14 protein-coding genes are annotated in these 13,412 nt (G+C 67.4%); 6 read left to right on the top strand and 8 right to left on the bottom strand.

Features of this window, described 5'->3' with window-relative positions:
- The first annotated feature begins 107 nt into the window (after nt 1–107).
- Genes ASD42_RS30390 through ASD42_RS30370 form a run of 5 tightly spaced genes read left to right on the top strand, consistent with a single transcriptional unit; the run spans nt 108 to nt 5,764 of the window.
- Complete coding sequence (locus tag ASD42_RS30390; protein WP_056823146.1) at nt 108–1,460, top strand: cytochrome P450; 1,353 nt, start codon at nt 108–110, stop codon at nt 1,458–1,460.
- Between the two features lie 19 nt (nt 1,461–1,479).
- Entirely contained in the window at nt 1,480–2,739 is a 1,260-nt protein-coding gene (locus ASD42_RS30385; protein WP_056823143.1) for a cytochrome P450, read from the top strand.
- Nucleotides 2,739–3,983, top strand: coding sequence for a glycosyltransferase family 4 protein (locus tag ASD42_RS30380; protein ID WP_056823142.1), 1,245 nt, complete (start codon nt 2,739–2,741; stop codon nt 3,981–3,983). The genes ASD42_RS30385 and ASD42_RS30380 overlap by 1 nt, the downstream gene beginning before the upstream one ends.
- A 37-nt stretch (nt 3,984–4,020) precedes the next feature.
- Nucleotides 4,021–4,752, top strand: a complete 732-nt coding sequence (locus ASD42_RS30375; protein WP_056823140.1) for a class I SAM-dependent methyltransferase — start codon at nt 4,021–4,023, stop codon at nt 4,750–4,752.
- A complete protein-coding gene (locus ASD42_RS30370) occupies nt 4,742–5,764 on the top strand; it encodes a prenyltransferase (protein WP_056823139.1) in 1,023 nt (340 codons plus the stop codon). Before ASD42_RS30375 ends, ASD42_RS30370 begins: the two co-directional genes overlap by 11 nt.
- A gap of 3 nt (nt 5,765–5,767) precedes the next feature.
- Here ASD42_RS30370 and ASD42_RS30365 read toward each other — a convergent pair whose 3' ends face one another.
- Nucleotides 5,768–6,424, bottom strand: coding sequence for a class I SAM-dependent methyltransferase (locus tag ASD42_RS30365; RefSeq protein WP_131817198.1), 657 nt, complete (start codon nt 6,422–6,424; stop codon nt 5,768–5,770).
- Between the two features lie 88 nt (nt 6,425–6,512).
- Here ASD42_RS30365 and ASD42_RS33540 point away from each other — a divergent pair, with 88 nt between their 5' ends.
- On the top strand, nt 6,513–6,659 hold the full coding sequence (locus ASD42_RS33540; protein WP_063816260.1) for a DUF1059 domain-containing protein: 147 nt from the start codon (nt 6,513–6,515) through the stop codon (nt 6,657–6,659).
- Between the two features lie 5 nt (nt 6,660–6,664).
- Here the strand turns inward: ASD42_RS33540 and ASD42_RS30360 are convergent, their stop codons facing one another.
- Genes ASD42_RS30360 through ASD42_RS30330 form a run of 7 tightly spaced genes read right to left on the bottom strand, consistent with a single transcriptional unit; the run spans nt 6,665 to nt 13,412 of the window.
- On the bottom strand, nt 6,665–7,240 hold the full coding sequence (locus tag ASD42_RS30360; protein WP_056823137.1) for a hypothetical protein: 576 nt from the start codon (nt 7,238–7,240) through the stop codon (nt 6,665–6,667).
- A gap of 18 nt (nt 7,241–7,258) precedes the next feature.
- Nucleotides 7,259–8,215, bottom strand: a complete 957-nt coding sequence (locus ASD42_RS30355) for an MlaD family protein (RefSeq protein ID WP_056823135.1) — start codon at nt 8,213–8,215, stop codon at nt 7,259–7,261.
- Complete coding sequence (locus ASD42_RS30350) at nt 8,212–9,276, bottom strand: MlaD family protein (RefSeq protein WP_056823133.1); 1,065 nt, start codon at nt 9,274–9,276, stop codon at nt 8,212–8,214. Before ASD42_RS30350 ends, ASD42_RS30355 begins: the two co-directional genes overlap by 4 nt.
- Nucleotides 9,273–10,379: an MlaD family protein gene (locus ASD42_RS30345; protein ID WP_056823315.1), complete on the bottom strand. Its 1,107-nt coding sequence runs from the start codon at nt 10,377–10,379 to the stop codon at nt 9,273–9,275. The genes ASD42_RS30350 and ASD42_RS30345 overlap by 4 nt, the downstream gene beginning before the upstream one ends.
- Nucleotides 10,379–11,383: an MlaD family protein gene (locus ASD42_RS30340; RefSeq protein ID WP_235569889.1), complete on the bottom strand. Its 1,005-nt coding sequence runs from the start codon at nt 11,381–11,383 to the stop codon at nt 10,379–10,381. Before ASD42_RS30340 ends, ASD42_RS30345 begins: the two co-directional genes overlap by 1 nt.
- Nucleotides 11,371–12,369, bottom strand: coding sequence for an MlaD family protein (locus ASD42_RS30335; protein ID WP_056823131.1), 999 nt, complete (start codon nt 12,367–12,369; stop codon nt 11,371–11,373). Before ASD42_RS30335 ends, ASD42_RS30340 begins: the two co-directional genes overlap by 13 nt.
- A complete protein-coding gene (locus tag ASD42_RS30330) occupies nt 12,369–13,412 on the bottom strand; it encodes a hypothetical protein (RefSeq protein ID WP_056823128.1) in 1,044 nt (347 codons plus the stop codon). The genes ASD42_RS30335 and ASD42_RS30330 overlap by 1 nt, the downstream gene beginning before the upstream one ends.

The following is a 13,412-nucleotide window of genomic DNA, read 5'->3' as shown; positions in this document are numbered from 1 at the left end:
CGCGCTGGATTCGGGCCGATCGAGCCTTGTCGCACGGTCGCCACCGTAGTACTGTCCAGACACATGTCCATCAAGTGTCTGGACAGTATTCCGGGAAGGACGTTCCAATGACGCTGGTCAAACCGCAGCGCGTATCCGGAGGCGAAGAGGAACACGGGCACCTCGCCGAGTTCCGCACCGACCCGATCGCGCTGATGCGCCGCGTACGAGCCGAGTGCGGCGATGTCGGGGCCTTCGAACTCGCGGGACGCGATGTCGTCCTGTTGTCCGGCGCCGAAGCCAATGAATTCTTCTTCCGCGCCGGCGACGACGATCTCGATCAAGCCGCGGCCTACCCGTTCATGAAGCCGATCTTCGGCGAGGGCGTCGTCTTCGACGCACCACCGGAACGCCGCAAGGAGATGCTGCACAATTCGGCACTGCGCGCGGACCACATGCGTGGGCACGCGGGCACCATCGCCCACGAGGTGGACCAGATGGTCGCCCAGTGGGACGACGAGGGCGAGATCGACCTGCTCGAGTTCTTCGCCGAGCTGACCATCTACACCTCCTCCGCCTGTCTGATCGGCGTGAAGTTCCGCAATCAGCTCGATGGGCGCTTCGCGCACCTCTATCACGAACTCGAGCAGGGCACCGACGCCCTGGCCTATGTCGATCCGTACGCGCCGATCGAGAGCTTCACCCGGCGCGACGCGGCGCGTGTCGCCCTGGTCGAGCTGGTGCAGGCGATCATGGATCAGCGGGAGGCGAACCCGCCCGAGGGCAAAGACGACCGCGACATGCTCGATGTCCTCATCTCGGTGAAGGACGAGAACGGGGCACTGCGGTTCTCGGCTAGCGAGATCACCGGCATCTTCATCTCGATGATGTTCGCGGGCCACCACACCACCTCGGGCACAGCGGCCTGGACGATCATCGAGCTGCTGCGGCACCCCGAGACGATGGCCGGTGTCGTCGCCGAACTCGACCAGCTCTACGCCGACGGCGCCGACGTCAGTCATCATGCGCTGCGCCAGATTCCGAATCTGGAGGCAGCGCTCAAAGAGTCGCTGCGGTTGCATCCGCCGCTGATCGTGCTCATGCGGGTGGCGCGCGCGGAGTTCGAGGTGTGCGGACATCAGATCGCACCGGGCGACATGGTCGCGGCCACACCCGCCGTCTCCAACCGGATTCCGGAGGACTTCCCCGACCCCGACGCCTTCGATCCCGCGCGCTACCTCGATCCCCGCCAGGAAGACATCCTCAACCGCTGGACCTGGATTCCGTTCGGCGCGGGCAAGCATCGCTGCGTCGGAGCTCCGTTCGCGCTCATGCAGCTCAAGGCGATCTTCTCGATTCTGCTGCGGGACTGGGAGTTCGAACTCGCCCAGCCGTCCGACACCTACCGCAACGATCACTCGAAGATGGTGGTTCAGCTCGAGCAACCCTGCCGCGTCCGTTACCGCCGCAGGCAGCGCTGAGCGCGGGCGGAGAATCACTGTGACAGCGTCGTCCATTCCCAGCGGATTCGATTTCACCGATCCGGCCCTGTGGGAATCCCGCAACCCCGTCCAGGAATTCGCCGAGCTGCGCCGCACCGCCCCGGTCTGGTGGAACGCCCAGACCGACCCGCAGTCGGGCGGGTTCCGCGACGGCGGCTACTGGGTGATCAGCAAGCACGAGGACATCAAGGAGATCTCGCGCAATCCCGAGCTGTTCTCCTCCCAGCAGAAGGGTTCGGTCATCCGGCTGCCCGGTGAGGTGACTCCCGAGCAGATCGAACTCACCGGCGCCCTGTTGCTGAACATGGATCCGCCCAAGCACACCAAGATCCGCCGCATCATCTCCAAGGGGTTCACACCGCGCGCGGTCGAGGGGTTGCGCGCGGCGTTGACCGAACGGGCGGCGGCGATCGTGCACGCGGCACGGGCGGCAGGCGGCGGCGATTTCGTCGAACAGGTGGCGTGCGAGCTTCCGCTGCAGGCCATCGCCGAACTGGTCGGTGTCCCCCAGCAGGACCGCCGCAAGCTGTTCGACTGGTCGAACCAGATGCTCAACTACGACGATCCGGAGTACGGCGACGCCATCACGACCGACGCCTCGTCGACAGCGGCCATGGAGATCCTCGGCTACGCCTGGAACATGGCCGAACAGCGGCGCGCCGAACCGGCCGACGACATCGTCAGCACACTGGTGCACGCCGATCTCGACGGGGAGGCGCTGGGCTCCGACGAGTTCGGATTCTTCGTGATCCTGCTGGCGGTGGCGGGCAACGAGACCACCCGCAACGCCATCACCCACGGCATGAAGGCGTTCATCGACAATCCGGATCAGTGGGAGCTCTACAAGCGGCAACGCCCACGGACCGCGATCGACGAGATCGTGCGGTGGGCGACCCCGGTGACGGTCTTCCAGCGCACCGCGACCGCCGACACCGAGCTCGGCGGCCAGCTCATCCGCGCTGGTGAACGCGTCGGATTGTTCTACAGCTCAGCCAATTTCGACGAGGATGCCTTCGAGCGCCCGTTCAGCTTCGACATCCTGCGCGACCCCAATCCGCATCTGGCCTTCGGCGGCACCGGCACCCATTTCTGTGTCGGCGCCAACCTGGCCCGGCTCGAGATCGATCTGATCTTCAACGCCATCGCCGACGTGATGCCCGATCTGTCCCAGGTGTCGGAGCCGCAGCGGCTACGGTCTGGGTGGATCAACGGCATCAAACACTGGCAGGTCAGCTACGAGTCAGGAGAACGGGACTGATGAGGATCGCACTGCTGTCCTACCGGAGCAAGCCGCACTGCGGCGGACAGGGAGTGTATGTCCGGTACCTGAGCCAGGGGCTCGTCGAGCTCGGCCACGAAGTCGAGGTGTTCTCCGGCCAGCCCTATCCCGAGGATCTCGATCCGCGGGTGCGTCTCACCGAGGTGCCGAGTCTGGACCTCTACCGCGACGAAGACCCCTTTCGCACACCGCATCCCCGCGAGATCCGCGATCGCATCGATCTGCTCGAGCTCGCCACCATGTGGACGGCAGGGTTCCCCGAACCGCGCACGTTCAGCCTGCGCGCCGCCCGGCTATTGGCCTCGCGCGCACAGGATTTCGATGTCGTGCACGACAATCAGTGCCTCGGCTCCGGCCTGCTCGACATCGCCGAGCAGCTGCCGCTGGTGGCGACCGTGCATCATCCGATCACGCGCGACCGCGCGGTCGATCTGGCCGCGACGCCGTGGCGGCGCAAACTGTTCGTGCGACGCTGGTACGGGTTCCTCGGCATGCAACAGCGAGTCGCACAGCAGATTCCGGACCTGATCACGGTGTCGTCGTCGTCGGCCGCGGATATCGCCGAAGACTTCGGCGTGCGGCCGGGACAGCTGCATACCGTTCCCCTCGGCGTGGACACCGAGCTGTTCCGGCCACGCGAGACACCGCGGGTGCGTGGGCGGATCGTCGCGGTCGCCAGCGCCGACAAGCCGCTCAAGGGCATCGCACACCTGCTGAAAGCCGTTGCCCGGCTGCGCAATACCAGCGATGTCGAGCTCCGGCTCGTCGCGAAGCTGGAACCGAACGGCCCCACCGAGAAGCTCATCGCCGAACTCGGCATCGCCGATATCGTCACGCCGGTCAGCGGAATGAGCGACGAGCAGTTGGCCGAACTGCTGGCCTCCGCGGAGCTCGCCTGCATTCCGTCGATGTACGAGGGGTTTTCGCTCCCCGCGGTCGAGGCGATGGCCAGCGGCACGCCGCTGGTCGCCAGCCGAGCGGGCGCGCTGCCCGAGGTCGTCGGCGAGTGCGCCGAACTGGTCGAGCCGGGCGATGTGGACGCGCTGACCCGGGTGCTCGGCGATCTGCTCGCCGACCCCGCCCGGCGCGAGCTCCTCGGCGCGGCGGGTCGTGTTCGCGTTCTCGAGCTGTTCAGCTGGTCGGCCGTCGCCGCGCAGACGGTCGCGATCTACGACCAGGCGATCACCCGCCGCTCCCCCACCCCGCCGGGCACCGCCCGATGACGACACCGCCCGACCCTGTGCAGCACCTGGAGGCCTCATGTTGACCGTCGATTTCGACCGCTTGGGCGTCGGCCCCGGATCACGGGTCATCGACATCGGCTGCGGCGCGGGCAGACATTCCTTCGAGGCCTACCGACGCGGAGCCGACATCGTCGCGTTCGACCAGAACGCCGCCGACCTGGCCGATGTCGACATCATGTTCGAGGCCATGGCCGCGGCCGGCGAGGCGCCGGAGTACGCCAAGGCCGAGACCGTGCGCGGTGACGCGCTCGATCTGCCCTACGGCAACGAGGAATTCGACGTGGTCATCGCCTCGGAGATCCTCGAGCACGTGCCGCAGGACACGCAGGCGATCGCCGAACTGGCGCGGGTGGTCAAACCCGGCGGCACGCTGGTGGTCACGGTGCCGCGCTGGCTGCCCGAACGCATCTGCTGGGCGCTCTCGGACGAGTACCACGCCAACGAAGGCGGCCACGTGCGCATCTATCGCGCTGACGAGCTGCGCGACAAGATCACCGCGCGCGGTCTGCGCTACCACCACCAGGACTTCGCGCACGCGCTGCACGCACCCTTCTGGTGGCTCAAATGCGCTGTCGGCGTGCGCAATGACAAGCACCCACTGGTGAGCGCCTATCACCGCATGCTGGTGTGGGACATGATGTCGGCGCCCGCCGTGACGCGCACGGCCGAACGTGTGTTGAATCCGCTGGTCGGCAAGTCCGTCGCGCTCTACTTCACGAAACCGGCGGTGCGCGGCGATGCCCGTTGAGCTACCGACCCTTCCCGGAGTCCTCTCCGCGCGGGATATCCGGCAGACCGCCGAATCCATCGCCGCCGCCCAGGAACCCGATGGCGCGATTCCCTGGTTCAGCGGCGGTCACACCGATCCGTGGGACCACATCGAGTCCGCGATGGCACTCACCGTGGCCGGCCTGTGGGACGAGGCCCGTGAGGCCTACATCTGGTCGGCGAAATCGCAACGCTCCGACGGCTCGTGGCCGATGCAGGTGCGCGGTGGCGTGATCGAGAATCACGATGCCGACACCAATTTCTGCGCCTACCTGGCCACCGGCGTCCTGCACGCCCTGTCGGTCACCGGCGATACCGGCTTCGCCGCCGAGCTGTGGCCGACGGTTCGCGCGGGCATCGACTTCGTGCTCGGCCTCCAGCTGGGCGCGCACGGCGAGATCCACTGGTCGGCAAATGAATCCGGGTCCTCCGGCGAAGCCTTGCTGACCGGCTGTTCCAGCATCTTCCACAGCCTCGGCTGCGCGGTGACGCTGGCCGAGCGGGTGGGCGATCCACGCCCGGACTGGGCGGCGGCCCGCGACCGGCTCGGCCACGCCCTGCGCCATCGTCCGGACGTCTTCCTGGACAAGAGCCGCTACTCCATGGACTGGTACTACCCCGTCCTCGGCGGTGCGGTGCGCGGCGTCGCGGCCACGGAGCTGATAGCTCGGCGCTGGAACGAATTCGTCGTCGGCGACCTCGGGATCCGCTGCGTCTCCGACGCACCGTGGGTCACCGGCGCCGAGACCTGTGAACTGGTGCTCGCCCTGGACGCCATCGGCGACACCGCTGCCGCCGCCACGCTGTTCGCCAATATGCAGCATCTGCGCGAACTCGACGGTTCCTATTGGACCGGACTGGTTTTCACCGATGGCAAGCGCTGGCCGGAAGAACGCACCACGTGGACCGGGGCGGCTGTCGTGCTCGCCGCCGACGCCCTCACCCGCACCACCGCGGGCAACGGCATCTTCCGCGACGCGCTCCCCCGCTGAGACTCAGCCGCAGGCGGCGGTGCGCTGCAAGATGCGCAGCGAACCGGTGACCGAGAGTTCGCTGAACTTGCCGCTGTCGAGTGCCCGGCGATAGATGTTGAACGGCGCGCGGCCGCCATCGGCGGGGTCGGGGAAGACGTCGTGGATGGCCAGCAGCCCGCCCCCCGCCACCCAGGGCACCCAGTTGTCGTAGTCGCGCTGGGCGGCTTCCTCGGTGTGGCCGCCGTCGACGAACAGCATCCGCAGCGGGGTGCGCCAGACGCGCGCCGCGGCGGTGGACGAGCCGATGATCGCGGTCACCGTGTCGGTGAGTTCCGCCCGAATCATGGTGCGCCGGAACGTGGTCACGGTGTCGAAGACGCCGGTCTCCGGGTCGACCAGGGTGGTGTCGTGGTACTCCCAACCCAGCTGGTGCTCCTCGGAGCCGCGGTGGTGGTCGACGGTGAACACGGCGGCGCCGGTCTCGCGGGCGGCGGCGCCGAGATAGACGGTCGACTTGCCGCAATAGGTGCCGATCTCCATGATGATTCCGTCGCCCGCGTACGCGCGAGCGGCAGCGTAGAGCGCGTGTCCCTCGTCCGGCGGCATGAATCCGGTGACCTGTTCGGCGAGTGCGAACAGGTCGCTGGTACCGGCGGAGATTTCGTCCAGAGCTGCCATGCGAGCCACGCTAACATATGAACTGGAATACAATCCGGACTACTGTCCGGAAACCTGCTCGGATAGTCGGAACCAAAGGAGAACACCGATGAAGACTCGCCTGAACTGCCCCTGCGGCGTCGCCATCAAGGGCACCGACGAAGACGACCTGATCAAGCAGACCCAGGCGCACCTGGCCGAAAACCACCCCGGACACGACTACACCCCCGACGAGATCCTCTTCATCGCCTACTGAGTCGGCTATTTGGTCGGCAGCGCGTTCTGCAGGCCACCCACCTCGGTGATCTGCCAGTCGGCATTGCGGTCGACAGTGAGCGAGTAGGTGACGGTGGTCCGCGTTCCGTCGGGCGTCTGGGCGCTGGTGGAGACCACATCGAGGTAGGCGTTGACCTTGTAGATGCCACCGCTTTCCGAGGTCACGGTCGCCGAGAGCGGGGTCGCCTTCGACGTCCACTGCAGCGGCAGCAGGATCTGCTCCAATTGCGGTGCGGTGGCGTCGAATTTCGCGGCCAGTTGCGGGGTGGTGCCGGTTCGCAGTCGGGCGAACCACGCCTGCACGTCGCGGTAGTCGATGGTGGACGCGCCGACCCCGTAGTCGGAGGCGATCTGTTCGACGTGCCGGGCGTCGGCGTCGCGTGCATCGCGATCGGCGATCGTCGCCTCGGCCGAGAAGTACAGCGACGCGAAGGTGACCACCGCGGCGACGAGGACCGCGATCGTGGCGGTGCTCAGCACGGTCGACAGTCGCAGGGATACGGTGCGCGGCGGCTGCTCGGCGGCCTCGGTGGTGGTGGCTTCTTCGGTCGCTGTACTCATGGTCCGTCCTTTGTCCGACTATTTGACGCCGATGCGCAAATGCACTGTGCCGTCGGCGTCCACGCTCTGTAGGGCTTGCTCGATCAGGGTGCTGATGTCGATGGCGGGTGTCCGGTTCACCGCATCGGTGACCACCGGACCCAGCACCTGTCCCAGCGGGGCGATGCTGGGCCCGATCTCCTCGATCAGGGTGGTGAGCTCGGCCAGGAACGGCACGAGGCCGTCGCCGGTGAAGTACGAGGGCACCGGGCGGCTCTCGACGAGCTCCGATCCCGATTCCACGATCGCGTTCAGCGTCACGCCGAACTCGCCGAACAGCGGACCCGCCGTGCCGAGCGAGGGCCCTAGCCATTCCATGTTGCCGCCGAGGGCTTGCACATCGGCGAACAGTTGCCGAACGGCCTCGGTGCGGCTGAGCAGAGTGGCCGCGAGCAGGGTCGATGACCGCTGCAGGGTCTGCATCGCCGTGTCCGTCCCGGCGAGCGCGCGGTCGAAGGTGTCGACCAGGTTCGCGATCGCCTCGGGATGGATCTGCTCGAGCAGTTCGACCAGTCGGGCCGACAGGGCCGTGATGGTCATCGGCAGGTGGATCCGGTCGGCCGCGACGACTTGGCCGTCCTCGAGATACGGGCCCGCACCCGATTCCGGCGCGAACGCGATATACGGCTCGCCGAGGGCCGAGAGCTGCTCGATCCGCACGTTGCTGGACACCGGGATTCGGTAGCGGCTGTCGATCCGCAGCCGAACGAGCACCCCGCCCGCCTGCTTGCGTACCGACTCGGTGCGCCCGACCTGCACACCGGCGAGCAGGACAGGCGAATTCGGCGCGAGCCCGCCCGAGTTGTCCAGCCGCATGTCGGCGGTGATGTAGCTCAGTCGCGGGTCCAGCCGCAGCACCCCGAGCGACATGTACCCGACACCGAGAACCAGGACCGCCGCGATCGCGGAGAGCGACACTGCCGCACGGACATTCATCGTAGGAGTCCGATCATCCGCAGGGTGTCGACGATGCGGGCCGTGTGCTCGTCGGCAGTGATCGAGCCGGTCGACGGCCCGAGGGTGACATCGACCAGGTCGACCTTCGGACCGTGCGTGGCGAAGGGAACGAGATCGGTGTTGATCAGATCGATGAGCGCCTTCATGTTCGACGGTGAATCGGCGTCGAGCGGGCGGCTGCCCAGCAGCATGGGCACCAGGGCGCGGGTGGTGTCATCCAAGGAGGACAGCAGTGGGCCGAGCCACTGCGCACTCGGCGCGACCGGGCCGAGCGCGGTCAGCACGAAGATGACCCGGATCTGCGCGTTCACCGCATCGGTGGTGTGTTGGACGCCGTAGGGGGTCAGCAGTTCGTCGAGAATCGGCAGGTTCTGCTGCATGCCCTCCTCGACGGTGGCCTCCAAGCCGTCGAGCAGGGCGTCGACCGAGTGCAGGTGGTCGCCGAGGTCGGTGATGTCGGCGCCGAGAATGCCTGCGAGACGGGCGGTATCGCGCGGATCGTCGGGGAACACGCCGTTCATGGTGCGCACGATGGATTGGAAGTCGGTCACCGCGCCGCTGCCGATGAAGGTGGACAGTCCGGCCAGGATGTCCTCGATCGGGGGCGACTGGGTGGTGTCCGCGAGCGGAATGGTCGCGCCCGCCGTCAGCTCACCCGTCCTCGCGTGCACCGGTTCGGTCAGCGCGATGTGGACGTCGCCGAGCGGAGTCTCCTGGCGGAGTTCGGCGGTGGTGCCGACCGAGAGCCGAACCGACTGCGCGAGGGCGACATCGGCGACGGCATAGCCCGGCACGGCCTTACGGTCCGGTGTGGCGGCGACCGGATCGACGAGGGTGACCCCGGTGAGTATGCCGACCCGGACACCGGCCGCGATCACCTTGGCGCCCTGCGGGAGATTGAGCACATCGGCGAACTCGATCCGCAGCTGATACGTCGGTCCGTCGACGCCCGAACCCGGTACCGGCAGGTCGGCGGGCTGAAAGCCGCAGCCGGTGGCGGCGAGCAGCACTGTGAACAGGAGCAGGGCAACGCGTCTCATCGTGCGCTCACCGCCCCGAGCAGCAGGGGCAGGGCAGGAATCGTCATCGCACCGCTTTCGGTCGCCTGGCAGGGCTGTCCGGTAATGACCTGCACGGCCGCACAGACGTGGGCCGTGTCTTGCTGGGCGAGTACGAGTTTCGGTGGCGCGTAGCCGATGGTCAGCGCTCCGCTGGCCGGGTCGACGGCGCCGGCGAAGCCGCTCGCGACGGCCGGGGCCATGGCGATGACATCGGCGAGCGAGCCGACGCCCGCCGCGATCATGCGCGAAAGATCCGGCACGGAATTCAACGCGCGCAGCGCGGGCGACCCGAACATCACGATCACGTCGTTGAGCTGGGGCAGCAGGTCGGCGAGCGCGGCGACGATCTCGATGATCGGCGGGAACGCGATGGTGACGATGTCGTTGAAGGTCTGCGGCAGCCCGCTCACCGTGGTCTCCACCTGCGACCAGCCGCCACGGGCTCGGTGAGCGAGCTCGGTGAGCGCGTCGAGCAGTTGCCCGATGTGGCCGATCGCCGCGTCGGGTGCGACCAGCGCTCTGCTCAACGCGGCGATGATCTCGTTGATCTGATCACCGGTCCCCGCTGTCGCGCGATCGAGCGCATCGACTCCGGCCCCGACGGCGGTGCGCTGCTGACCCGTTTCGCCCGCACCGTTGAGCTGGTCGGCGAGCCCGGCGAGCGCGTCGAAGGTCTGCGTCAGGCTTTTGGGGGTCAGCGTCTTGGTGATGCACGCGCTCGAATTCCAGCCCGGCCCAGCGGGTTCGGCCCCGATCAGGGCCAGCCGCCGGTCGGCGATCAAGGTGTCGCTCACGGTCACCGCTCCGACATCGGTCGGCAGCTTGCGATCGGCGCGGACGGTGAATTCGACGCGCGCCACCGCACCCTCGATGCTGATCTCGGTGACGCTCCCGACCTGCACCCCCATAACCGTGACCGCGCTGCCTTCATACAGCCCGATACTGTCCGGCATGTCTGCGCAGTAGCTACGCATCGGCGGATTCGGCGAGCTCAGCCGCAGGCCGATCGCACCGGCCAGGACGAGCGCCACGACGACCACGGCCGACATCAGCCCGCGCGATCCCAGGATCTTGTTCAGCATCAACAACCACCTCCCGGCAGCGGCACGCACACGGCGGGGAGTTGGATGGTCGCGCCGGACTGGTCGACACTCACCCCACCGCCCGCGGGCATCAGCGAGAGCAGTCGCTGTTCGAACGCGCGCACGGCATCCAGCAGGGCGCCCAGCCGCCCGCCGAGCTGCTCGAGCGCGGGGATGGCATCGGCGAGCGGCTGGGCGCGCTCTTTGATCGACGCGTCCCACGCCCGTCCGAGCGGCGTGAGATCCTGCAGGATCACTGCCAGGTCGTACAGGGATTCGGCAACCTGCACCTTGTTGGTCTGGATGATCTGTTCGAGCGTGCCGAGGGTGATGATCAGGTCCGCCAGCACATCGACGTTCGCGTCGAGCGCGGTCAGGTATTCGTCGGCGATGGACAGGGCACGGGAGATGTCGGCGTTCTGCTCGTCCAGGATCGCGACCACGTCACCGGCGGCGCGCACCGTCGACCGCACGGCGTCCGGGCTCTTGTCGATCGCGGTGGACAGTGCGGCGAGGTCTTGGCGGAAGACGCTCCCGTCGATCCGGCGGACCGGCTCCACGGCGTCCTGGAAAGCCTTGGTCAGGTTGTAGGGCACGATGACTCGCTCCATCGGGATCACCGCGGCGCCGAGCGGTTTCGTGCCGGCGGGCAGGACGGCCAGGTAGTAGCCGCCGACGAAGGTGAGCATCCGGATGTCGAGGGTGGTCTGATCGCCGAGGAACGCGTCCTCGGCGACCGTGAATTCCATCCTGACCCGATCGGGCAGCAGGGTCAGCGCGGTCACCTTCCCGACGGGTATCCCCGCGAGCCGCACGTCGTCGCCGGTGCGGACCGAGCCCGCCTGGGCCATCTCGGCGGAATACGTGCGCTCGGCGGTCGTTCCGGTGACATAGACCGCGCCGATCGCGACCAGCAAGAGCACAGCGGCGCACATTCCCGCTATCCCCCAGCGCAATTCGCCTGCCCGCGGATCGGCGGCGCGTCCGCGCGCTATCGGTGACACAGCACGATCCCCTGTCCGGCGATGAGTACTTGCAGAGGTTGGGGCGCCGTGGCAGCACCGCGCGAGCAGATGAGGTCGGGCCCGGTGGGCGGAATTGCCTGTGTCATCGCTTGAATGAGACCGGGCATGCTCTCGAACGCGGCCACCGCGTCATACGGATCAGGAAATGCCCTGCGCAGCGCTACATCGAGGTCCCCGTCGGGTTCCCCGGTGACCCCGAAGACGGTCAGCATGCTCCGAAGTGGTTGCAGTACACCGGGTATGCCGTTCGCGAAGTCGACGAGTCCGGGCAGCTTCTCGGTGATGGTGATGAACAGGTTGGTCAGATTGGTCAGCAGGGTCATCGCGTTGCCGGACTTCCCGCCGAGATGATCGGCCACCTGAGCGAGGTTGCCCACCAGCGTCGACAGCACCGCCTGCCGATCGGAGGCATAGCGGCTGAGCTTGTCGATGGCGCCCAGCGCCTGCCCGACACCCGTCCCGTCGCCCTGGACGACCGCGAGAATGCTGGTCGCGAACTGATTGAGATCGTCGGGCGAGAGTTCGGCCAGGACCGGCTGTAGTCCTTTGAACAGTCGGGTGATGTCGAAGTCGGGCACCGTCTCCGCGGTGCCGAAGACCGATGCCGGATCACGCCGTGCCGCAGGCTGTTCGGGCTGCTCAACGTCCAGATATCGGAATCCGGTGAGGTTCTGGTAGCGGATGGCGATCACGGTGTTGGTGAACACCGGCCGATCCCTGCTGACGATAAAAGTCACGCGAGCGAGCGCGCCGTCGAGTTCGACCGCACGCACCTTGCCGACCTGAACGCCGTAGAGGCGCACGTCGTCGCCGGCCCGCAGGCCGTTCGCATCGGTGAACAGCGCTGTGTAGGTGTCGGTTTCGCCGTCGATCGGTCTCTCGATCACACGCAGGACGCCCACCAGCACCAGACCCATCAGCAGGACCGCGGCGGCTACGCGCACGAGCAGGGAACGTGTCGTCATCAGCGCGCGCCCCCGAGTATCGAGGCCAGTGGCGCCGCCAGACCGGGCACCACATCCAGTTCGACCCCGGCAGTGAGCACCGGGCCGTCGGGTGTGTCGCGAAAGGCGATGTCGAGGCGGGTGAGTAGTTCGCTCAGCTGCTGCGCCGACCGGTGCGGGTCGCTGACCGATGCGGCAAGGCGGTCGAGGACAAGGCTGATCATGGGCAGGATTCCACCGAAATACTGTTGGGACGTGCTGAGCAGTTGGGTCACCGTCGGCAGCAGTTGGTATTGGATGCCTTCGAACATCTGGCCGAAGCGTTGGAGTTGGTCGGGTACCGCCAGGTACTTGTTCGTGTACTCCGCGTTCAGCAGCGTCAGCCCGCCGGTCAGCATCGGCGGCAACCCGGTCAGCGCCGAACCGAACTGTTCGAACAGCATCGACGGCGGGAGTTGCCGGGTCTCGGCATAGGAGCGGGCGGTCGTGCCGATCGCCTGCATCAGCGGCGTGAAGGCCGTGAGGTCGCGCGAGATCGTGCTGAGCAGTTCGACGAGTTTCGGTGTCAGCACCTCGTCGGCGAGCTGGCCCGTCGAATTCAGCAAGGCCGAGAGCGTGGCGTCGTGGACTCGATCAGCGTCGCGGTCGGTCAGATCGACCGTCGAGCCGTCGACCAGCTCCGCACCGCCCGCTGTCGAATGCAGCTCGATGGCGCTGATGCCGAAGAGGTTTCCCGGCGCGTAGTCGACGGTCAGGGCGTTCGTCAGGCCGAACAGCTGAGAACCACTCAGCGCCAGCTCGATTCGCTGCTCGCCGCGGCCGGCGAAGTCGATCGCGGCGACCGAGCCGACGCGCACGCCGTCGAGCCGGACATCGGTGCCCTCCCCGACACCCTCGCCGACCTGGCCGACCAGCAGTGCGACCTGGATCTGGTCGTCGGGCTCGCTGTCGGGCACCACCCGCCAGACGAGCACGCCGATCAGCGTGAGCACGACGGCGAGAGTGCCGAGAATGCGGGCACGCAGTGGCCCGACTTCGGTACCCGGCAGAGCATAGGCAGGCAT

The sequence above is a fragment of the Nocardia sp. Root136 genome (genome assembly GCF_001427185.1).
In the GTDB taxonomy this organism is placed as follows: domain Bacteria; phylum Actinomycetota; class Actinomycetes; order Mycobacteriales; family Mycobacteriaceae; genus Nocardia; species Nocardia salmonicida.
This window is presented reverse-complemented; position numbering and strand designations above follow the sequence as displayed.